22 protein-coding genes are annotated in these 23,187 nt (G+C 31.2%); 18 read left to right on the forward strand and 4 right to left on the reverse strand.

The window, feature by feature from the left end:
• The first annotated feature begins 1 nt into the window (after window position 1).
• The 4 genes from kamD (at window position 2) to A7L45_RS04395 (ending at window position 6,248) form a co-directional block, all read left to right on the forward strand.
• Complete coding sequence (gene kamD / locus A7L45_RS04380) at window positions 2-1,558, forward strand: lysine 5,6-aminomutase subunit alpha (protein ID WP_071611628.1); 1,557 nt, start codon at window positions 2-4, stop codon at window positions 1,556-1,558.
• Complete coding sequence (kamE, locus tag A7L45_RS04385) at window positions 1,558-2,346, forward strand: lysine 5,6-aminomutase subunit beta (protein WP_071611629.1); 789 nt, start codon at window positions 1,558-1,560, stop codon at window positions 2,344-2,346. Before kamD ends, kamE begins: the two co-directional genes overlap by 1 nt.
• A gap of 76 nt (window positions 2,347-2,422) precedes the next feature.
• Window positions 2,423-3,880: an amino acid permease gene (locus A7L45_RS04390; protein ID WP_071611630.1), complete on the forward strand. Its 1,458-nt coding sequence runs from the start codon at window positions 2,423-2,425 to the stop codon at window positions 3,878-3,880.
• A gap of 298 nt (window positions 3,881-4,178) precedes the next feature.
• The gene (locus A7L45_RS04395; protein WP_071611631.1) at window positions 4,179-6,248 is read left to right on the forward strand and encodes a beta-galactosidase; all 2,070 of its coding nucleotides are present in this window, start codon (window positions 4,179-4,181) and stop codon (window positions 6,246-6,248) included.
• A gap of 54 nt (window positions 6,249-6,302) precedes the next feature.
• On the opposite strand, the gene A7L45_RS04400 is transcribed toward A7L45_RS04395, so the two are convergent.
• Both A7L45_RS04400 and A7L45_RS04405 read right to left on the reverse strand, forming a co-directional pair.
• The gene (locus A7L45_RS04400) at window positions 6,303-8,057 is read right to left on the reverse strand and encodes a sensor histidine kinase (protein WP_170288036.1); all 1,755 of its coding nucleotides are present in this window, start codon (window positions 8,055-8,057) and stop codon (window positions 6,303-6,305) included.
• 59 nt (window positions 8,058-8,116) lie between these two features.
• Window positions 8,117-9,649, reverse strand: coding sequence for a response regulator transcription factor (locus tag A7L45_RS04405; protein ID WP_071611633.1), 1,533 nt, complete (start codon window positions 9,647-9,649; stop codon window positions 8,117-8,119).
• Window positions 9,650-9,850: 201 nt separating this feature from the next.
• On the opposite strand from A7L45_RS04405, the gene A7L45_RS04410 reads away from it, so the two are divergent.
• The 9 genes from A7L45_RS04410 to A7L45_RS04450 all read left to right on the forward strand — a co-directional run bounded on the left by A7L45_RS04410 (window position 9,851) and on the right by A7L45_RS04450 (window position 17,681).
• A complete protein-coding gene (locus tag A7L45_RS04410; protein WP_071611634.1) occupies window positions 9,851-10,771 on the forward strand; it encodes an ABC transporter permease in 921 nt (306 codons plus the stop codon).
• 17 nt (window positions 10,772-10,788) lie between these two features.
• Window positions 10,789-11,682, forward strand: a complete 894-nt coding sequence (locus A7L45_RS04415; protein WP_071611635.1) for a carbohydrate ABC transporter permease — start codon at window positions 10,789-10,791, stop codon at window positions 11,680-11,682.
• A 47-nt stretch (window positions 11,683-11,729) separates the two neighbouring features.
• The gene (locus A7L45_RS04420) at window positions 11,730-13,265 is read left to right on the forward strand and encodes an ABC transporter substrate-binding protein (RefSeq protein WP_071611636.1); all 1,536 of its coding nucleotides are present in this window, start codon (window positions 11,730-11,732) and stop codon (window positions 13,263-13,265) included.
• Window positions 13,266-13,433: 168 nt separating this feature from the next.
• Entirely contained in the window at window positions 13,434-14,579 is a 1,146-nt protein-coding gene (locus A7L45_RS04425) for a glycoside hydrolase family 53 protein (RefSeq protein WP_071611637.1), read from the forward strand.
• Between the two features lie 81 nt (window positions 14,580-14,660).
• Entirely contained in the window at window positions 14,661-14,867 is a 207-nt protein-coding gene (locus A7L45_RS04430) for a hypothetical protein (RefSeq protein ID WP_071611638.1), read from the forward strand.
• 234 nt (window positions 14,868-15,101) lie between these two features.
• Window positions 15,102-15,443 (forward strand): zinc ribbon domain-containing protein YjdM, encoded by a 342-nt coding sequence (locus tag A7L45_RS04435; RefSeq protein WP_071614867.1) that lies wholly within the window; start codon window positions 15,102-15,104, stop codon window positions 15,441-15,443.
• 41 nt (window positions 15,444-15,484) lie between these two features.
• On the forward strand, window positions 15,485-16,429 hold the full coding sequence (locus A7L45_RS04440) for a ribonuclease Z (protein ID WP_071611639.1): 945 nt from the start codon (window positions 15,485-15,487) through the stop codon (window positions 16,427-16,429).
• Between the two features lie 237 nt (window positions 16,430-16,666).
• Window positions 16,667-17,323, forward strand: a complete 657-nt coding sequence (locus A7L45_RS04445) for a DUF975 family protein (protein WP_071611640.1) — start codon at window positions 16,667-16,669, stop codon at window positions 17,321-17,323.
• Between the two features lie 103 nt (window positions 17,324-17,426).
• On the forward strand, window positions 17,427-17,681 hold the full coding sequence (locus A7L45_RS04450; protein WP_071611641.1) for a hypothetical protein: 255 nt from the start codon (window positions 17,427-17,429) through the stop codon (window positions 17,679-17,681).
• Between the two features lie 126 nt (window positions 17,682-17,807).
• Here A7L45_RS04450 and A7L45_RS04455 read toward each other — a convergent pair whose 3' ends face one another.
• Window positions 17,808-19,529, reverse strand: coding sequence for a M56 family metallopeptidase (locus A7L45_RS04455; protein ID WP_236900470.1), 1,722 nt, complete (start codon window positions 19,527-19,529; stop codon window positions 17,808-17,810).
• A 102-nt stretch (window positions 19,530-19,631) separates the two neighbouring features.
• Window positions 19,632-20,015, reverse strand: a complete 384-nt coding sequence (locus A7L45_RS04460) for a BlaI/MecI/CopY family transcriptional regulator (protein ID WP_071611643.1) — start codon at window positions 20,013-20,015, stop codon at window positions 19,632-19,634.
• A gap of 390 nt (window positions 20,016-20,405) precedes the next feature.
• Between A7L45_RS04460 and A7L45_RS24005 the strand changes: the two genes are divergently transcribed.
• From A7L45_RS24005 to A7L45_RS04485, 5 genes are all read left to right on the forward strand, one after another.
• Window positions 20,406-20,837, forward strand: coding sequence for a M20 family metallopeptidase (locus tag A7L45_RS24005; RefSeq protein WP_071611644.1), 432 nt, complete (start codon window positions 20,406-20,408; stop codon window positions 20,835-20,837).
• 38 nt (window positions 20,838-20,875) lie between these two features.
• On the forward strand, window positions 20,876-21,295 hold the full coding sequence (locus A7L45_RS24010; RefSeq protein ID WP_071611645.1) for a M20/M25/M40 family metallo-hydrolase: 420 nt from the start codon (window positions 20,876-20,878) through the stop codon (window positions 21,293-21,295).
• Window positions 21,296-21,402: 107 nt separating this feature from the next.
• Entirely contained in the window at window positions 21,403-21,960 is a 558-nt protein-coding gene (locus A7L45_RS04475) for a DUF5317 family protein (protein ID WP_071611646.1), read from the forward strand.
• Window positions 21,961-22,057: 97 nt separating this feature from the next.
• Window positions 22,058-22,543: a hypothetical protein gene (locus A7L45_RS04480; RefSeq protein ID WP_071611647.1), complete on the forward strand. Its 486-nt coding sequence runs from the start codon at window positions 22,058-22,060 to the stop codon at window positions 22,541-22,543.
• Window positions 22,527-23,183, forward strand: a complete 657-nt coding sequence (locus tag A7L45_RS04485; RefSeq protein WP_071611648.1) for an accessory gene regulator ArgB-like protein — start codon at window positions 22,527-22,529, stop codon at window positions 23,181-23,183. The genes A7L45_RS04480 and A7L45_RS04485 overlap by 17 nt, the downstream gene beginning before the upstream one ends.
• Window positions 23,184-23,187: the final 4 nt, after the last annotated feature.

The raw sequence follows: 23,187 nt of genomic DNA on the forward strand, positions 1-23,187 counted from the left end.
AATGGAAAGCAAATTGAATTTAAATTGGCATCTCGTTGAAAAAGCTAGACAATCAGCTAAAAGCATAGCAAAAGATACTCAAGAATTTATTGACATGCATACTACAGTAACAGTCGAAAGAACAGTATGTAGACTTTTAGGTATTGATGGTGTAGATGAAGCTTTCGTGCCAATTCCAAATATTGTGGTAGACAACATTAAAGATGGTAATGGATTGGCACTTGGTGCCGCAATGTTTATCGGAAATGCTATGGTTGAAACTGGACTTTCACCACAGGAAATATCAGTGAAGGTATCAAAGGGTGAAATAGATTTAACTAAAATACCTATGCACGAAGAATTTGAGATAAAAATGGCTGTTGGTAAAGTGGCTGAAGCAATGACTTTTAAAATTAAACAAAACAGAGATAAGAGGAAATCATATCTTGAAAGATTTGGAGATAAAAGTGGTCCCTATCTTTATGTAATAGTTGCTACAGGTAATATTTATGAAGATATAATCCAGGCAAGAGCAGCGGCAAAGCAAGGTGCAGATATAATAGCGGTAATAAGAAGTACAGGGCAAAGTTTACTTGACTATGTTCCATATGGAGCTACAACAGAAGGCTTCGGGGGAACACTTGCAACGCAAGAAAACTTTAGACTTATGAGAACTGCACTTGATGAGGTAGGAGAAGAATTAGGAAGATATATTAGAATTTGCAATTATTGTTCTGGATTATGTATGCCTGAAATAGCTGCGATGGGGGCAATAGAAAGGTTAGATGTAATGCTAAATGACGCACTATATGGAATTCTGTTTAGAGATATTAATATGCAAAGAACGATAGTTGACCAGTATTTTTCAAGGATAATTAACGGATATGCTGGAGTTATCATAAACACTGGGGAAGATAATTATTTAACTACATCAGATGCAGTGGAAGAGGCTCATACAGTGCTTGCATCACAATTTATAAATGAACAATTTGCGTTAGTTGCTGGAATACCAGAAGAACAAATGGGACTTGGGCATGCATTTGAGATAAGCCCAGATGTTGAAAATGGATTTTTATACGAATTAGCACAAGCACAAATGGCAAGGGAAATCTTCCCGAGAGCACCACTTAAATATATGCCACCAACTAAGTTTATGACTGGAAATATATTCAAAGGACAAGTGCAAGATGCATTATTTAACATGGTTACTATCATGACAGGACAAAAATTACATCTTCTTGGAATGCTGACAGAAGCAATCCACACTCCATTTATGTCAGATAGGGCGTTATCAATAGACAATGCTCAATATATATTTAGGACTATGAAGGATTTAGGATCAGAAATCACCTTTAAAAAAGGAGGCATAATGGAAACAAGAGTGGATGAGGTATTAAATAAAGCAGCAGATCTAATTGGAGAGATTGAAAAAGAAGGGTTATTTAGCACATTGCAACAAGGAAAATTTGCCGGAATTAAGAGGCCACTAAATGGTGGAAAGGGACTTGCAGGAGTTGTAGAAAAAGAAAAAGCTTACTTTAATCCATTTGTAGATCTAATGTTAGGGGGGAAGAAGTAATGAGTGGAGGACAATATTCATTAGAGGTTAAAGAATTCAATAAAAACTTAGACCTAACAAAGCTTAAACCTTATGGAGATACTATGAATGATGGTAAGGTTCAAGTGAGTTTTACGCTTCCTGTAGAAAATAATGAAAGAGGAGTGGAAGCTGCAATTCAACTTGCAAAATCTATGGGCCTTGTTGATACAAACTGTGCCCATCATGAAGCTTTAGATAAAGAATTTTCTTTTTATGTTATTTATGGTTCATTAATGCATACTGTAAACTATGAAGATGTACATGTTCAAACAGTAGAAGTAGAAATAATGGATATGAAACAAGTTGGAGAATATATAAAAGAAAATATTAAACGTGAAGTTGTAATAATTGGAGCTAGTACAGGAACAGACGCCCATACAGTTGGAATAGATGCCGTAATGAATATGAAGGGATTTGCAGGACATTATGGTCTTGAAAGGTATCCTATGATAGAAGCTTATAATTTAGGAAGCCAAGTAGAAAATGAAGAATTTATTAAAAAAGCTATAGAGCTTAAAGCAGATGTTCTTCTGGTTTCTCAAACAGTAACCCAAAAGGATATACACATAAAAAACCTTACTAATTTAGTGGAACTATTAGAAGCAGAAGGGATTAGAGATAAAGTTGTGTTAATTTGTGGGGGCCCAAGAATAACTCACGAACTTGCAAAAGAACTTGGGTACGATGCAGGTTTTGGACCAGGTAAATTCGCTGGTGACGTAGCAAGTTTTGCTATCACAGAAATGGTTGAGAGAGGTTTAGTTTAGTATGAACATAAAATTTTAAGCATCTTCTTACTACTTTTTTAAGGTTAAGTAGCTATTAAATAAGGGGGTATTTACAATGGGTGAAGTAAAAACGGATGAATTGAAAAGAGGATTAAAGCCGCGTCATCTTCAAATGATTGCAATTGGTGGAGCAATAGGAACAGGTCTATTTTTAGCCTCAGGCGGTACAGTGCAACAAGCAGGTCCAGGAGGAGCATTAGTCGCATATATACTTATAGGTGTAATGGTATATTTCTTAATGACAAGTTTAGGTGAAATGGCTACATTCATGCCAGTTACTGGTTCATTTGAAACATATGCATCAAGATTTGTTGATCCAGCATTTGGATTTGCGCTAGGTTGGAACTATTGGTACAACTGGGCAATTACTGTTGCAGTTGAAATGGTTGCAGGAGCTATGATTATGCAATATTGGTTTCCTGGTGTACCCGCACTTGTTTGGAGTGTTGGTTTTCTAGTATTACTATTTGGTTTAAATATGCTTTCTGCTAAGGCTTATGGAGAGTCAGAATTTTGGTTTGCAAGCATTAAAGTTGTAGCAGTTCTAGTATTCCTAGCAATAGGTGTTGCAATGATCTTTGGAATAATTGGAGATCATCATATTGGGCTTTCAAATTTTACATTTTTAGATCCTAAAAGTGGTGCCAAAGGACCATTCCCATTTGGTTTTAAAGGAATATTAATGGTTTTTTTAATTGCTGGATTCTCTTTTCAGGGAACAGAACTCGTTGGTATAGCTGCTGGAGAAAGTGAAGATCCAGAGAAAAATGTACCTAAAGCCATTAAAAGCGTATTTTGGAGAATTATTATATTCTATTTAGGAGCTATATTTATTATCAGTGCATTGATACCGTTTACTCAAGCTGGTGTGACCACAAGTTCTTTCACCGTTATTTTTGAAAGAGCAGGTATTGCAGGAGCTGCAAGTATTATGAATGCTGTAGTTTTAACATCAGTTCTTTCATGTGGTAACTCTGGAATGTACGCGGCTAGCCGTATGTTATATGCAATGGCGAAAGAAGGAAGGGCACCAAAGTTTCTTTGTAAAGTAAATTTGAGAGGGGTTCCTGTAAATGCATTAGTAATTACTACATTAGTAGCCTCGGCATCTTTCTTAGTAGGTTTATATGCACAAGAAACAGTATATATGTGGTTAGTTGCAGCTTCGGGCTTAGCTGGATTTATAGCATGGGTAGGAATTGCAATATGCCACTATCGTTTCCGTAAAGCATTTGTAGTTCAAGGGAAAGATCTGGCTAAATTAAAATATAAGGCAAAATTATTTCCATTTGGTCCAATTCTTGCACTAGTATTATGTGTAATTGTTATATTAGGGCAGGGAATAACCTATTTCACAGCGGATTCAATTGATTGGAAAAATGTTATTGCTTCGTATATTGGACTACCTTTGTTCTTACTTTTATGGCTAGTATATAAGGTAAAGAATAAAACAAAGATTGTTAATCTAAAAGAAATTGATTTTAGTACGAAGCACATTCATAATAAAAAATAATTCCTAATTAAAATAGAATTTAATAAAAATACTGCACTTAGGGGGATCCTAGTGCAGTATTTTTATTTTTTGCTTATTTACCAATTCAATAATAGGTTGGTGTATTTAAATTATTGACAATTTATCAAATTTTATTCACTTTAGTTATTTATAATGTAATGTTTTTTTAAGCAGAGAATAATTTACTAGGTTCAAAACATTTTACTATACTTTATACATTAAAATAATGGTAATATATTAGATAATATTACTAATACTACTAAATTGTAAGCGTTTAAAAAAATTATGAGGTGAAAAAATGATAAAAAAATTTCCATTAATAAATGATAAACTAACTCACTTTTATCACGGTGCAGACTATAACCCAGAACAATGGCTTAAATATCCTGGAATTTTTGAAGAAGATATAAGACTTATGAAATTAGCAAAGTGTAATGTAATGTCTATAGGTATATTTTCATGGGTTACAATAGAGCCTGAGGAAGGAGTATTTAATTTTAAGTGGCTTGATTATGTTTTGGATAAACTTTATGAAAACGGTATCTATACAATATTAGCTACTCCAACAGGAGCACGGCCTGCATGGATGGCAGCTAAGTATACGCAGGTTCTAAGAGTAGGAGCAAACCGTGTTAGAAATCTTTATGGTCAAAGACATAATCACTGTTTTACATCTCCAGTTTATAGGGAAAAGACACAAATAATAAATAGGAAATTGGCCCAGAGATATTCAAATCATCCTGGAATAGTTGCTTGGCATATTTCTAATGAATATGGTGGGGATTGTCATTGTGATTTATGTCAGGAGGCTTTTAGAACTTGGCTTAAAAATAAATATACCTCTCTTGATAATTTGAATGATGCTTGGTGGACTACCTTTTGGAGTCATACTTATACGAATTGGTCTCAAATAGAGTCGCCAGCTCCCCATGGGGAAGCAGGTGTACATGGATTAAGCTTAGATTGGAAGAGATTCGTCACAGACCAAACAGTTGATTTTTGCAAAGAAGAAATAAAACCTTTAAAAGAAATAAATCCTAAGTTGCCAGTTGTAGCGAATCTTATGGAACTATTTGATGGATTAAATTATTGGAAGTTTACAGAGGTGCTGGACATAATTTCGTGGGATAATTATCCCAAATGGCATGAAAATGTAGATGAATCTTTTTTAGCTTCAAGGATTTCTATGAATCATGATATATTTAGAAGCTTAATGGGTGGTAAACCATTTATGTTAATGGAGAGCACTCCAAGTGCTACAAATTGGCAGGCTACTAGCAAGCTTAAAAAGCCTGGGATGCATCTGCTTTCGTCTCTTCAGGCTGTTGCTCATGGATCAGATACAGTGCAGTATTTTCAATGGAGAAAAAGCAGAGGATCAAGTGAAAAATTTCATGGAGCAGTAGTTGATCATTGTGGTCATGAAAATACTAGAGTATTTAAAGAAGTTACGCAGGTGGGTACGGTTCTTGAAAAGTTAGATGAAATTTTAGGCACTAGTGTAGAGCCGCAAGTTGCTATAATATTTGATTGGGAAAACAGATGGGCTATAAATGATTCACAAGGTCCAAGAAATTGTGGAATAAAGTATGAAGACACTGTATACGCGCAGTATAAACCATTTTGGGAAAGTGGCGTGCCAGTTGATATAATTAATATGGAATGTGATTTTTCTAATTACAAATTGCTTGTAGCACCTATGCTTTACATGGTAAAACCAGGTGTAGGAGAAAGAATTGAAGCATTTGTAAAAAATGGGGGAACGTTTGTTGCAACCTATTGGTCTGGCATAGTAAATGAAAATGATTTATGTTTCCTTGGTGGTTTCCCAGGACCTCTTAGAAAAGTACTCGGAATATGGTCAGAAGAGATAGAGAGTCTTTATGATGATGAAGTAAATAATATAGTATTTGATAATAACAATAAGTTAGGGCTTAAAGGTGAATATGAAACTGTAGAGTTAATTGATTTGATACATGTGGAAGGTGCACAGGTACTAGCCACTTATAAATCAGATTTCTTTGCTGGGAGACCTGCTCTTACAGTTAATAAATATGGAGACGGCTCAGCTTACTATATTGCATCGAGAAATAAAGAGGATTTCAATGAGGTATTCTATGGTGATTTAATAAGGAGACTTGGGATTAAACAAACAGTTAAGACAAAATTACCACAGGGAGTTACAGCGCAATTACGAACTGATGGTGATAATGATTTTATATTCTTAATGAATTTTAATAATTGCGATGAAAAAGTTTCTTTAGATGAAAATTTATATGAAGATATACTTTCTGAAAATAAAATAGAAGGAGAAATTAACTTAACGCCATATGGTTTTAAAATTATGAAGAGAAAATCTTTGATATAAAATAAGAAATAAAACACAGCACTCGCTTGAATCCTGTGTTTTATTTTTTATGAATTATAATACGAAACCATCTTCATGCACGGTAGCTGGAATTTTAATTTCTACTGTAGTGCCATGTCCGTACTGGCTTTTAAAAGTTAAGCCGTAACCTTCACCATAAGAGAGCTTTAACCGTTTATCAATATTCTTAAGACCATAACCACTTCCAGTTTCGCTACTTATATCATCTGTTAAGATTTTATCTATTTTATCCTCAGGGATGCCGATACCGTCATCTTTCACATATAGAGTTATATCATTATTTTCTAATTTACCACTAATTATTATCTCTCCGCATACATTGCCACGGCCAAGAATGCCATGTGAAATAGAATTTTCTAAAATGGGTTGTAGTGTTATTTTTAAAATACTATAACGATAAAGCTCCTCGGGTAAATCTATTGTGAGCTTTATTCTATCTGAGTACCTCATGTTTTGAATATCAACATAAAGGGAGGCATGTGTTAATTCATCTTTAATCGAGACTTTAGATTTACCTTTATTTAAACTTATCTTATAAAAACCTGCGAGGCTCTTAACAGCGCTACTGATTTCTTTATTCATATCCTTGAAAGCCATCCAATTTATCATATCCAAAGTATTATACAAAAAGTGTGGATTTATCTGTGCCTGAAGGGCTTTTAACTCTGCATTTTTAACTTCCTTGCCAGATTTATACTGTTCATCAATAAGTATTACCATCTTAGTAATCATAAAATTATAATTATCTATGAGCTCACCGATTTCATCAGAACTTGAATCTTTAATATAAGTTTCAAGGCTGCCATTGTGGACCTGTCTCATAGACTTATTAAGTTTTGTAATTCTTCTAGTTATTGAATTTGAAAAGTAGTATGCAAGAGTAAAAGCTATTGTTCCAAGTATACTTAATAACAAAATCAAGGTATTTCTTATAAATTTAATTTTAACAAGAATACTATCATAAGGTATAATTGTAGTCATATACCAATCTGTATTATTTATTAATGAGCTTTTCAAAAGGCATTTATTATTATTTATAGTAAGCTTTTGAAAATTTTGTGTATTTGATGAAAGGCTGGTGGTTAAAGTATTGTTAAGATTATATTTAGCAATTAAAGAGTCATCTGTAGAGGATACAATTACTCCTTTGGAATTTTGTATATATGTAAAGCTACCGTCTACTGAATTTGTCTTTTTTATAATATCGTCAACCATTGATTTTTTAAAATCTACACGAAGAAACCCAATATCCTTGGAAAAGTCATTTGGATTTTTTATAGCAGATACAAGGGAAAGTTCTTTAGGAGAGCTATTAGGTTTATCCTCAAGATAGGAACTAGGGCACCATAAATTTCTTGTTTTATTTTCCTTAAATATAGTAAGCCATTTAGAATTCTTGGCCTTATTAAGGCTAAACATATTATAGTCTTCATTGGAATAAAGAAAATCATTATTTACATAGAGTTTTAAATTACTTATATCAATATCGTTCTCATAAGAACTAAGATATTTGCGCAGAAAAAACATATCTTTAATTTGTTCATTTATAGGATATGTATTAGGGGATTTACCAAGGATAGTAATTAAATTACTATCAATTGTTGTAATATTATTATCATTAGAAATTATATCTGAAACATCATTAACTCTATATAATTTATATGATAAAAAAGAATATGTTTGCTCAAAAGCTTGTTTTGTTGCAGAGGTAATATAGGTTTCTAAAATGGTAGAAACAGTTTTGTACGTTATAGAAGATAAAAGAATTAATGGAATTATTATTAGCATGAAATAAGATAATAGGAATTTTTGCATAAGTTTTAGATTCGAAAATTTTATCCTTCTCATCACAAAAACTTCTTCTTATATTCAGATGGCGTTAAACCTGTTTCTTTTTTGAATATTTTTGAAAAATAATTTCCATCACCATATCCTACTTTAGTTGTTATATCAATGATTTTCATGTGAGGGTCTTTTAAAAGATCCTTTGCTTTATTAATTCTATACTTGGTAATATAACTGTTTATAGTTGTACCAGTTTCTTCTTTAAATATGGAGCACATGTATGCAGTGGATAGATAAGTTTTATTACTAATATTTTGCAGGGACAAATCTACATCTGAGTAATTATCATGTATATATTTTAGGATAGATGAAACTGGGTTTATATTCGAATTTTTTTCTTCAACAGCGTCAAAAATAGTATGTATTTTTTCTATCATATAACTTTTGATATCCATAAGAGTGTAAGAATTCGCAAGATATTCAAAAGGACTTTTATTATCCAAATCATTTTGATTTATTATTAAGTTTCTGTCATATGAAAACTTTAATAATTGATGTAGAAGTCTATAATAAACATCTTTTGTATAATTTATTGGCGTGGAAGCACTCCCTTTTATTTCAGAAGTAAGTCTATTAATTAGAAGAATGCTGTTTTGTTTATCTTCATTTAATAGATTTTTCGTGAAATTTTCAATAAGATTTTCATCTAAGTTGTAAACAAGTAGGCTAATTTTATCATAATAAATTACGGAATTATAATCATAAAAAAAAGCTTTGCCAAGTGCTTCCACAGCAAAACTGTAGGAAATCGGTATATTTGTAATTCCTATAACTTTTTTACCTTGGCATATAAAAAAAGTTGTGAATCTCTTTAGATATTCAGATATTAGGTTATATATATTTTCTAATGTCGTATTAACAGATAAAGAGTTTATGTCAGCAGGAAAGTATAAGTGCATAAGTATAAGATCATCTTCTTTATAACATAGAATGCAATTGAAATTAGATTTAACTACTATTTTTTTTAGCTCAAGGAGAACAGTCTCCTCCATAAGTTTATCCTTATTTAAAATATTAATCAAAATGGTAATGAAACTAGTCCCTGTAAGCTTACTTTCAGGAATTACATCTATATATTTACCTAAATTATAAAAATCAGCATTTTTTTGAATAAGTTTAAGTGCAATATCATTTTTAATATTCAAAGTATTTTCTGTTTCTTTTAGTTTAAGTGTTATTGCATTTTTAATTGCGGATTGAAGTTCTTCAATATCTATAGGTTTTTCTACGTAACTAACGGCCTTAAGCTCAATAGCTGATTTTAGATACTGTTTATCCGAATAGCCACTCAAAAATATAATCTCACAGGTAGGATAGGTTTTTCTAAGTTCAAAAGATAATTCTACGCCATTCATTCTAGGCATTTTTACATCAGTTAATAAAATATCAGGCTCAAACTTTTCTGCGACTTCAAGAGCATTTATACCATCATAGGCTTGCTCTATTTCAATAGGACCTAGTTTAGCCCAAGGAATTTCAGCGATTATTCCTTCTCTTGTGAAAATTTCATCATCAACTATTAATACCTTAATCATCTTAAACCTCCTACTAACAAAATTTTTTAATTAACGTTTACATGGTAATTATATAATTAAATGAAGTTATAATCAAATCACTCCATATAAATATGATTTTACTAATATCGTAAAAAATTGCTAATAAATTCTAAACTTGAAAATGATATACTCATGTCATAGTAATGAAAACGTTTATAAGTTGAAAGGATGATGATTATAATGGAAAATACAAGCTTCTTACATAAGGTTAAAAAGAATAAAACTTTATTGTTAATGCTTCTACCGGCGGTACTTTTTTTCTTTATATTTAGCTATCTTCCGATTGCGGGAATAGTTGTTGCATTTAAGAGTTACAACTTTAAGGGAGGAATATTTGGAAGTCCCTGGGTTGGCCTTGATAATTTTAAGTTTTTCTTTATGTCGGGGCAAGCTTTTATAGTAACTCGTAATACAGTTTTATATAATTTGGCATTTATATTTGTTAATACAGTACTTCAAATTGCAATGGCTATATTTTTATCAGAGATAAAAAACAAATATTTTAAAAAGATAACTCAATCACTTATGTTTCTACCATATTTTATATCTTGGGTTATAGTGGGGGTTATATCTTATAACATATTTAGTTTTGAGCATGGAACATTTAATTCTGTACTTAAATTCTTTCATATTGCAGCAATAGATATGTATTCAAAACCACTTGCATGGATTGTCATTATAATTATATTTTGCGCATGGCAAGGGCTTGGATATGGTACTGTGCTTTATCTAGCAGCAATAATGGGTATTGATACAGAAATTTATGAAGCAGCAGAAATAGATGGAGCAAATATATTTGAGCGTATTAGATATATTACACTTCCGTCGCTAGTTCCAACAATAACAATACTTACACTACTTGCGGTTGGTACTATATTTAGAGGAAACTTTGATATGTTCTATCAAATCATTGGAAATAATGGTACGCTTTTCAATGCCACTGATGTTATTGATACATTTACAGTTAGGGCACTACTTCAAACTAACGAAGTTGGTATGGCAGCGGCTGCAGGCCTTTATCAGTCAGTATTTTGTTTTATAACAATAATGGTAGTAAATACTGCAGTTAAAAAACATGATGAAGACAATGCATTATTTTAGAATGGAGGGGTAGGAATATGAAGAAATTATCAAAGGATAGAGCAGCATTTAATATAATAGCTTATCTTGTTATAATAATTATGACATTGTTTTGTATAGTTCCATTAATAATTGTAATTTCGGGCTCATTTACATCTGAGTCATATATTTTAAAACATGGCTTTAGCTTAATACCAAAGGAGTTTACAACTTCGGCTTATGCACTCGCTTTTAAGGAACCTATGGTAGTACTTAAAGCTTATGGTGTTACTATATTTATAACAATTGCTGGAACATTTGTTGGGCTACTTGTAACTGCGATGACAGCATATGTACTGACTAGGAAGGATTTCGAATGGAGAAATAAATTTTCTTTCTACTTTTATTTTACCACTTTATTTACCGGTGGACTTGTACCATGGTATATATTAATGGTTAGATATTTAGGTATGAAGGATAATTATTTAGCACTTATACTTCCATTACTTTTAAGTGTTTTTAATATATTGATAATGAAGAGTTATATGAGCAGCATACCGGATGCCATATCTGAGTCTGCAAAAATTGATGGCGCTGGAGATTTTACTATATTTATTAAACTAATACTACCATTATCTAAACCAGCCCTTGCTACTGTGGGTTTGTTTATTGCATTAAGATATTGGAATGATTGGTATAATGCAATGTTATTTATTCAAAATGATAAAATGTATAGTCTTCAATATTTTCTTTATAAAATAGTTAATAATATTGATGCTTACAAAAACATATTAGCAACTTCAGGAGGAAGTGTTAATGTTAAAATGGATTTGCCAAGTGAGTCTTTAAAGATGGCACTTACAGTTATAGTTACAGGGCCGATAATATTTTTGTATCCATTTGTGCAAAAATATTTTGTACAAGGACTTACAATAGGTGCAGTTAAGGGGTAGTACCCGTTAATTAAATATATAGTACATTATGAGGGGGAAAATTAGTTATGAATAAATTTATGAAAAAGTTCGGGGTTACATTTTTAGTAGCTGGTATCATTATGTCATCACTTTCAGGTTGTTCAACAAGCAAAAATACAGCTTCTACTAAAGCAACTGTTGATACAAAAGATGCAGTAAAACTAAAAATGTATATTCTAGGAGATAAGCCAAAAGATGCTGATGCTGTTTATGGTAAAATGAATGCAATACTTACGCAAAAAATTAACGCAACAATTGATGTTAATTTCATATCGTGGGGAGATCAAGCTACAAAATATCCATTGTTATTCTCGTCAGGGGAAGATTTTGATTTGATTTTCACAGCAACAGGATGGTGTTATTATAACCAAATGGCTACTAGAAATGGATTCCTTGAGTTAACACCTGAACTACTCCAAAAATATGCACCTCAAAGTGTTAAAAACGAACCTAAGCTTGCATGGGAACAAGCTAAGGTTAATAAAAAAATATATATGATTCCTAATGACCAAGATGAGTATGCATATTCAGTTGTAGGTATTAGAGGGGATTTAAGAGAAAAATATCATATACCTGCAATTACAAGTCAGGCAGGTCTTGAAAAATATTATGAGACTATAGCAAAAAATGAAAAAGATATAGTTCCTATAATTAATGGCGGAGGACAAAATCTTCAATTTCCTTTAGAGCTTCAGGCAAATGGTTTTACTGGAGTAATGGGAACCTATGGTTCCGATCCTATTTTAGGATATAAAATGAATGATACTACTGGAAAAGTATTTTCTATAATTGATACACCAGAATACAAAGACTACGCTGTAAAAATGAAAAAATATGCAGACAGTGGGTATTGGTCTAAGAGTTCTATTTCTAGTAAAGAAACAAGAGATGATGGATTTAAAGCTGGAAAGTCAGCATCAATGATTTGGAATATTGGATCAGTTGCAAATGACCTTAAAATAATGAATGCAGCTCATCCTGAGTGGAAAGTAGAAATAGCAGATATATTACCAGGAAGCAAAAAATTTGCTAATCCTTACACTAATAATGGTATGGCTATAAATGCAAATTCAAAAAATTCTGAGAGAGCATTAATGGCATTAGACCTTTTAAGATACGATAAAGATTTAAATGACATAACATTCAACGGAGTAAAAGGTACTCATTGGGATGCGGTTGGTGATAAAGAATTCAAAACTTTAGGTGCCACAGCTAATTTCCCAGCAGGAAACGTTTGCCCATGGGGATGGCATACATCTATAACTCGTACAGACGTTGCTAGACCAAAGATAGTACCAGAAACTATTGCTAAATGGCAAAAAAATGATACCATTCATAATCCTTTAGAGACATTTACATTTGATGATAGTCTTGTGAAAAATGAAATGGCAGCAATAAACACTGTAGTTACTCAATACGGCCTTCCTCTTCATCTTGGAATAATAGCAGATCCAGTTAAGGGAGCTGAAATTTACAGTCAAAAATTAAAAGCTGCAGGATTAGATAAAGTAATGAAAGCAGTTCAGGAGCAAGCAGATAAATTTATTAAATCTAAAAAATAAACTATAAAAATCATTCCACAATTTCATAAATTTACTTAATTGATACCATACTTCATTATTAGTACTATAAGATGAAGTATGGTATTTTTAATGAATTTATGAAAAATTATAAAAAATATAAAAATAGTTAAGTTATAGGATAAGAGAGTATAGATGGAGGTAATATTAATGTTTAAAAATAGGTTTAAGAGTGTTTTATCAAAAGTTTTATGCTCAACACTTGTTTTGGGGATAATTAGTAATTTTCATGCAATTATGAAGGTACAAGCGGAAACACCCAGTACTAGTACATTTGCAAAAGGTGCAGACGTAGGCTGGCTCTCACAGATGGAGGCTACGAACTATATATTTAAAGATAAAGATGGAAATGTAAAGGATTGCTTATCTATTTTAAAAGATTATGGAATTGATTCAATTAGGCTAAGAACCTGGGTTAATCCCTCAGATAGTAAAACCGATGGTCATTGCAGTACATCTGAGGTAATTGCTATGGCAGTTAAGGCAAAAGCCATGGGCTTTAGAATAATGATAGACTTTCATTACAGTGATACCTGGGCAGATCCTGGAAAACAAGTAAAACCATTAGCCTGGAAAGATCACGATTTTGACGTCTTAAAGACTGATGTATATGACTATACATTAGGAGTTATGAACGCATTGAAAATTGCCGGTGTTACACCGGAATGGGTTCAAGTAGGAAATGAAACTAATCCTGGTATGATGCTTCCAGATGGAAGTATAAAAGATTATAGTAAGTTAGCTCAGTTGATAAATAGGGGATATGATGCAGTTAAGGCTATAAGTAATAATACAAAAGTTATTATACATATAGCTGATGGATATGATAATGTGAATTTTAGAAAGTATTTTGATGGTCTTAAAGCTAATAATGCCAAATATGATGTAATCGGAATGTCCTATTATCCCTATTGGGCAGGAACGGATTATACTTCAAACATAGACGCATTGGGAAATAATTTAAATGATATGGCAGCAAGATACGGTAAAGAGGTGATGGTAGTTGAGGTAGGTGGATTAGATACGGAACCTATTAATACTTACAATATGCTTGTAGCTGTTCAGGCTAAGGTAAAGGCGGTTCCCGACAATAAGGGAACTGGAGTATTTTACTGGGAGCCAGAAGGCGCAAAAAGCTGGAGTGGATATGCATTGAGTGCCTGGGGCTCAGATGGAAAACCTACAAAGGCTATGGAAGCTTTTATACCTGGTGCAATTGAATATAACCCATTCCCAGTTAAACAAGTAACTATTGATAAAGCAAGCACTACTAATAAAAATAGTAAATTTTGTTAAATGCGCATTTTTTATTTTAGTATAAGTATATTAAGTTAATGGCATTATAATATAGAATAATTATTAAAGGAGATGTTTTTTATGAGCCAAAATAAATCCATAGCTGAAAGCAATCAAAATATTATACCTAATAGTGATAATAGTCTGAGTAAAAATATGAGCATAAAACAAAAGGATCAAAGCATTGTTGATAACAGTCTGAATAGTAAAAATTCTAACAATGGATATGAATTTAATGGAAATGCTGGAATCCAAGCTGCTCAGCAAGGCACTAGAAACAAAAGATAAATTAAATTATTAAATTAGTAAGCACAGTAGATATGTATATATTTTATCTACTGTGTTTTTTATATATATTTGCATGATGGTTTGTGGATAGTAGAAGACTATGATAATATATAAACGAATGAGGAACTAACGTATCATCTGCAAAGCTGTTGCAGCAACGTGGGTGATTATTTAACAATGAAATCTAGAAGGAATTATATACTAGAAACAAAAACGAATGGAGGAAATGAAATTATGGCTGATTTGCCAAATTGCCCAAAATGTAATTCAGAATACACATACGAGGATAGAGATCTTTTTGTTTGCCCAGAATGTGCAAATGAGTGGACTTTAGGATCAGAAACTGAAAATAGTGAAGAGAAAAAAATTATTAAAGATGCAAATGGGAATGTATTAAACAATGGTGATTCTGTAACACTAATTAAAGATCTTAAAGTAAAGGGAAGTCCAACATCCTTAAAAAAAGGTACAAAAGTAAAAAACATTCGTTTGGTTGATGGAGATCACAATATTGATTGTAAAATTGATGGTTTTGGAGCTATGGAATTAAAATCTGAATTTGTTAAAAAAATGTAGATAATATTTTACAAATAAAAAAAATAGAGGAGGTGATTTAATTGGTTGATTTAGCACTTCTAGGATGTGGAGGAGGTATGCCAATTCCAGAAAGATATTTATCTTCACTTCTAATAAGTTATAAAGGAAGAAAAATACTAATGGACTGCGGAGAAGGCACTCAGGTATCTATGAAAATACTTGGGTGGGGATTTAAGTCAATAGATGTGATTTGTTTAACTCATGGACATGCAGATCACATTGTTGGACTTCCAGGGTTGCTTTTAACAATTGGTAACAGTGGCAGAACGCTTCCAATCACTATAATTGGGCCTATAGGTATTACAGCTATTGTGAAGGGGTTAATGGTTATAGCCCCTTATCTTCCTTATGAAATTAATATATTAGAAAATCCACAAGAACCTGTGAAGATAAAAGCTCCATTAAATGCTACAGAAACTACAGTAGGAGAATTTAATGACTTGATAATTTCAACATTGGAACTTGAGCATTCAACTAATTGTTTAGGTTACAGCCTCTATTTTAATAGAAAACCAAAGTTTGATGTTAAAAGTGCAATTGAAAATGAAATACCAAAAGAATTTTGGAATAGACTCCAGAAAAATGAAGTTATAATGGACCACGGGAAAACATATTTCCCAAAGTTGGTTTTTGGAGCTGAAAGAGTAGGAATAAAGATTAGTTTTATAACAGATACAAGACCAATTTCTAAAATAAAAGCATTTATTAATGGAAGCGACTTGTTTGTATGTGAGGGAACTTATGGAGATGAAAACGATATTGAAAAAGCCATAAGGAATAAACACATGACCTTTAGTGAGGCAGCCAAGCTTGCTGTAGGTGGAGAAGTACAAGAACTTTTATTAACACATTTTAGTCCTTCAATGCTGAGCCCAGAGGAGTATAAGGATAGATCGGAAGTTATTTTTAAAAACACTATTATTGGTACGGATAGAAAGATACGGACTCTTTCTTTTAAAGATTAGAAAAATAATTATTTATAAAACCACTACTTATGGGAGTAGTGGTTTTTGATATTTCCTAGGAAATTTAAAGGGGAATTGTAGAATGATATTAAAGTATGTAAGCAGAGTATTTTGCTGAAAAATGTGATAAGATAGTAAAATTCAATTTTTAGGGTTATTTAACATAATATTTGAATACTATAAATAGGAGCGTAAATTAAGAGCGATTAATTAAATTATTAAGGGGAGGGTAAAAACATGCCACAACAAAGTAGCGATTTAAAACGTAGGGCAATGCAGCAGTTAAATGGTAAATGGCTTCAAGCTGGGATCGTGTGTTTTATTGCTTGGTTAGTTACAATGTCATTTTCAGGGGGGAATTTTGTACATTCCTTTCGAAATGTTTGGCAGAATGAAGAATTGGTTAGAGTTCCAATGACGTACTCATACAATGGCTTTGGTAATTTGGTAAGTTTTGTTTTGTCTGGACCAATAACTCTTGGTGTATCAGCTTATTTTCTTAAGCTTATACGGAATGAGGGGCCAGTTATTGAAAATATGTTTAGTGGTTTTAAATTTTTTGTGAAATCATTTGTTCTAAATTTTCTTATTGGACTTTTCACAATTTTATGGACCTTGCTTCTTATCATTCCAGGAATTATTGCTTCACTAGGATATTCAATGTCATTCTATATTATGATGGATAATCCTGAACTAAGTGCCTCGGAATCATTAGACCGAAGTAAACGCATGATGTTTGGCTTCAAATTTAAATTGTTTAGTCTATGGTGTAGTTATATAGGCTGGTTCATATTAGGAATAATAACTTTTGGTATAGGATTTTTATGGATTAATCCTTACTATGAAGCCGCTAAAGCTAACTTTTATCAGGATATAAGATTTAATATAATCTAAACTTTTATACCCTAAAAAAACAGAGGGATATTATTCAGTCCTTTGTAGAACATTAAATGTAATATTTTTAAAATATTACATTATAGTTTAGGGAGGAATATGAATGTCAAAGAAAAATAAAATCTATGAAATTACAATTAGCGAAGATGGTCTGGAAAATTATAAAGGTCAAGATATTAGTGCAAAGGATATGGCTGAAGATTTAGGGATTGATAGCGTAATGACTGATTTTCAATGGGATGAAGATTTAAAAAAAGGTGTAATTCTTACTGGTAGGATTTTAGACAGTATATCTTTAGAAGATGCTTTTGAGGAATTGGAAAACGCTGAGTTTATTGAGGATGTAGTGGAAAGCTAAAGAGTTTATGCTATAGCCGTAGTGCAAAATGGTATGACATGATATTTAGATATTAACTGTAAGTCATTAGCTTAAAATATATAAAATCACCTGTAGTTATTTAAATAATAACTACAGGTGATTTTATTAAGGTAATACCATAAAAGTGGATACTACTTTTCTTTCTCCGGAAATATCACATGGATTATTTATTACTTTACCGTTATAATACATGGTTGATGAACTTCCACCATCAAGATTTGATGCATATACAGCGCCATACTGTAAAAGTATATTTTGTACATCGCGTAATGTAGCACCTAAAGATTTAACACTTCTACCATCAATAGTTAATAAAATTACTGAACCATCTTTTCTCTGACCTATAACTGTTCTTGGAGCAATTCCCCAACAACCATCTCCTTTGGTTATTGTAGGGTTACCATTAACTATAAGTGCAGGTCCAAAACTAACGGCCTGCGTTGTATTAAGCTTATTTAGCTCATTTAAGGAATATTTACCAACTAGAAGGGTGCCTTTATTTGTAAAAGCAACTATATCTCCTTTAATATTATTGTCTGCTATATCATTAAAAATAACCTTTCCATCATGCATTATAAGTCCGGAGGGGGACATTGTTTTGCCAGAAACGTCTTGTGTAAATCCTCCTGCATTGATAGCAACTATTGCATTACTTTCTTTTGCTATTTGACTTGTGGTTTTTGTTACTTTTGAAATATCTTTGTTGAGCCCAACAACAATTTTTTTATCCTTTGGTATTATTAACATTGTACCGTTAAAATGTTTACCTTTAATATCATATTGTGTAATGGAGCTTTTTTTATCTTGGTCACTCAAAGTCTTGTTAGAGTTTATGCTCTGACTATTCTTATTGCCTGCAAGCACTGGTTTATTTTTAGCATTAGTTAGCATTATACCTCCCAATAAGGTTAATGTTACGATAGGAATGATTGACCACTTATAAGAATTTTTCTTAAATAAAGAGATCATAGTTATTCTCCTTTTAATTTGAGATTTATTATTTATAATGTAGGACATACCATAAACTTGAGGCGTTTTCTTATAGTTTTCTAACAATTTTATAATAGTTTTACCGTAGTTTATATAGTTTTCACATTTAACATGAGATAAAGCTAAGGCATCACAAGCGAGTTCTTTATCATTAGACATTCTATAAAACGAATACCATATAATTGGGTTAAACCAATGTATTATTTGAAGTACTCCTGTTATACAACTAACTATTATATCTTGGCGTTTTACATGAGCTAGTTCATGTAAGATTATAAATTGTAATTCGGTTTTATCTACATAGTTCTCAAATCCAATTGGTAGTAGCAATTTAGGTTTTATAAAACCATAAATGCAGGGTGTTTTAATTTCATTAGTATTTATAACTTTAATATTTGATTTTATATTTAGTTTATCCTTGCACTGTAACAATAGCAGCATAACTTCTTCATTATTACACACATGACCATTTTTAAACTTAGCATTTAATTTCATCGTCATTACAATTGTATAAACACCAATTATAATAACTACAAGCAACCATATGCTACTTAACAACTGCAAATATAGAGGACTTTGGTCGGCATTATATGTATTACTTGGTAAAATAGATTTTATAACACCTTTTGTTGCATCTGTATTAGTTTTATTAGTATTTACAATTTTGTTAACCTCTAGATTTTGAGTATAAGTTACTTTGGTAACTTGCTTACCATTAAATTCAATAAGATTAAAAAGACTTAAAGAACTTTGTAATCCGTAAGGAATTAATAATCTAATTACTATAATAAGCCAAATAGCATAGTGCCACCTAACACCTAATTTATTTTTAAGCAATAATTTAAAAAGAAGAATTATTAAACTTAAAATACTTGCTAAAGCGGTTGAATATAATACCCATTTAAAAATAGATATAAGTAACAACATAAATACACCTATTTAACCTTTCTTCTTATCAAGAATATTTTTAAGTTCTTTAATTTCCTCATCAGACAATTTTGATTCATTCAAAAAGTTTGCGATCATACCATTTAATGAGCCATTAAACACACGGTTTATAAAGGATTCACTCTCAGCTTTTATACACTCATTTTCTGATAACAAAGGAAAATAATAATATGTTTTTTTATCTTTTTTATCTATGTTGTAACCTAAAACTTCTTTTTTGACTAAACGATTTATTAAAGTTCTAATAGTATTTGCCTTCCAATCTGTCCTTTTACTTAAGGCATCAACAATCTCATTTGCAGTGCAGGTAGGATTTCCCCAAATGCACTTCATTACTTCCCATTCTGAATTTGATATTTTAGAGGCGTCAGCCATTTCTTCATCACCCTTTATATTAAAGTTTATATATTACATCTGTAATATGTACTACAAATATATATTACAGCTGTAATATATATTTGTCAATATAAGTTATAAATATATTTTTATAGTTAATAGGTTAATAGGTTAGTAGTTAAGATGATGAAACAAAGTATGAGGAAGCATTGTTATAGAGTATAATTAATTAAAACTATGCGAGAGGAGATATGTTATGTTTGGAGAAAGAATTAATATAATATAATTTTTAGGGAATGTAAATATAAGAGGTAGTAAAGATATGGCATACAAACTTATAATGGGGAGTGATTATAAATTAAAGAGGCAATTGATTTTCTAAAAGATCTTTTAAAAATTAATAGTAGCAATCCACCTGGTAATGAGATAATGGTAGCGATGGCTATTGCAAAACAGTTAAGGGAAAGTGGTATTGAATCCACAATACAGTCGGTTGGTGACAATCGTGCCAATTTGATTGCTAGGATAAAGGGAACAGGACATAAAAAAAGTTTAGTTTTTTGCGGTCATATGGATACTGTGTCAGTGGGAGAAATCCCATGGGAACATGAACCATTTGGAGCTGAAGAAATTGATGATCGAATTTATGGGCGTGGATCCTCTGACATGAAAGGTGGTTTAGCCGCTTTAATTATGGCTATGATTGAGGTTTCTAAATCAGGAATAACACTGGAAGGGGACCTGATTTTTGCAGCGACTACAGGTGAAGAGGTTGATTGTATAGGTGCAAACACTATGGTAGCGGATGGAAGTTTAAATTCAAATAAAAGGAGGATAGCCTACTTGGGGGTCCAACCTTAAATATTGCTACTATTTCTGGTGGTGTCCAAGTCAATGTAGTGCCTGATATGTGCAAATTGCAAATTGACATTCGTACTGTTCCGGGTCAAAATCATCAGGAAATTCTATCAGATATTAAGGCATTATTAGCAGAAATTGAGTCAAGATCTAAAGCTAAATTTGATATTAAAGTTTTTAATGATAAAGTGGCATTAAAAAACAAATCCGATGATCAATTTATTAAGTTAACACTAGATACAGCAACAGAATTATTTGGAAGTCGATATAAAGCCAAAGGTGTAACTTATTGTACAGATGCATCCATATTTGTTCCCAGTTTTAATAATAATTTATCTGTTATTATTTGTGGACCTGGCGAAGAAACGCAAGCTCATAAGCCAAATGAATATGTAAAAACAAAAAAATATATTGATTCTATTAAATTATACAAGGAAATAGCATTACGGTATTTAAAATAATAAAAAAATACAATTTTTTTTGTAAAAAGGTAGAAATACATACTAAATATTAGTATAATAGAGATAAATTAAACTAAATGTAAAAATTGTGAATGCGAGGAATATATATGATTGAACCAATACTTTTAGCACTTATTTTTGCAAAGATAAAAGGTTACAAAATAAAACCACTTTTTAAGAGCTGGGCGATATACCCTGTATTAATATTTGCAATATTGTATGTAATTCTAGAGGTTATGATATTTAATAATAATTATACATTTATAAAGTATACCAGTATTTTTCATTATCTTTATCTTTTAACCTTTATAATCTTGGTTATCAAATATAAACTTAATATTAGTGCAATTATAGGGTCAATACTTATTATTATTGGAAGTATCTTAAATAATATTGTTATAGCTGCCAATAACGGGAAAATGCCTGTATTTCCAACATTATCATACTTAACTGGTTATGTAAAATCAGATTCTTTTATGAAGGTTAAGGATATACACATTTTAGGAAGTGGAGTTACTAAATTTAAATTTTTAGCAGATATAATTGATGTAGGTTATTGTATTATGAGTATTGGCGACATATGTATAAGAGGGTTTGCTTTTATTATTCTATTTAATACTATAAAAATCATTAATCAAAGAAAGGAAATACTGGACATTAAATGAATAATTTCTAGTATTAAATATACTATTTTGTAAATTAATGATATAATTTTAAATATATACAAGTGGTTTGGAATAGCTGTCAGGAGAGAAATAAAAAATGTTGAGATTGACGTTATGGGAAGTGTTTTTAAGAAGTTTGCCAGAGGAGTTTTTACTTGTTTTCGCAGTTTATATATTCTCTAAAACTGTTATTAATGTAAAAAGATATATAATAGCAAGTATGTTTTTTGTTATTGCGGTATGTTTAATAAGGTTATTACCAATTCAATATGGGGTACATACTATTCTTAATGTTATAGTAATTATTATATTGACAACTAATGTGAATAAAATAAGCATAAATAAATCCATACAAGCAAGCATAATGGCAGTGATTCTGTTATTCATTTGTGAAGGAATTAATGTTTTTATAGTTCATTATGTATTTAAAGTAAATGTGAAGTATGCTTTCAGTGAACGTTTATTAAAGATTATATATAGTATTCCATCATTGGTGATTTTTGCAGCTATAATATTTACATATTACTTCTATTTGGTTAGAAAAAATAAGTTGAGTGGGGTAATAAATGGAGAAGATATCTAATAATATTGCTAATAAAGTAGCATTAGAGTTATCACTAGATGAAGATAATAAAGAGGTAATCGCCTATGGTGCGTTCGCTTTGATGCAGATGTTTGTTTCTATGATTTTTGTATTTCTATTTGGATTATTGTTTAATATAGCTATTGAAGCTTTAATAATATCATTTACAGCTGCTATTCTTAGAAAATATTCAGGAGGGGTTCATGCAAGTTCCCCAGGAAATTGTACTTTTATAGGAACAATTGTAAGTGTAGGACAAGCGATATTAATATCACTTTTAATAAGTTTTGTGGCTAATTTAAAATTAATTATAATACTTGGGGTTATAGTTTTTATATGGTCCTATTACATAATTTATAAATTAGCTCCAGTGGACAGCGCCTCAAAACCTATAGTAAAACAAGAAAAAAGAAATCGGATGAAAAAAGGATCTATAATACTTTTAAGTGTTTATTTAGTTATAACAGTATTTCTTATCCTGCTTTATATAAGTAGTGGAGAAAAAAAGCTTATATTTTATGTTTTATGTTTATATTCAGGAACGTTGTGGCAAATATTTACACTTATACCTTTAGGACATTTATTAGTAGGTAAAGTAGATCACCTTTTAAATCATATATATATTAAGGAAAGGAGGTAAATAA

Source organism: Clostridium estertheticum subsp. estertheticum (genome assembly GCF_001877035.1).
Classification (GTDB): Bacteria; Bacillota; Clostridia; order Clostridiales; family Clostridiaceae; genus Clostridium_AD; species Clostridium_AD estertheticum.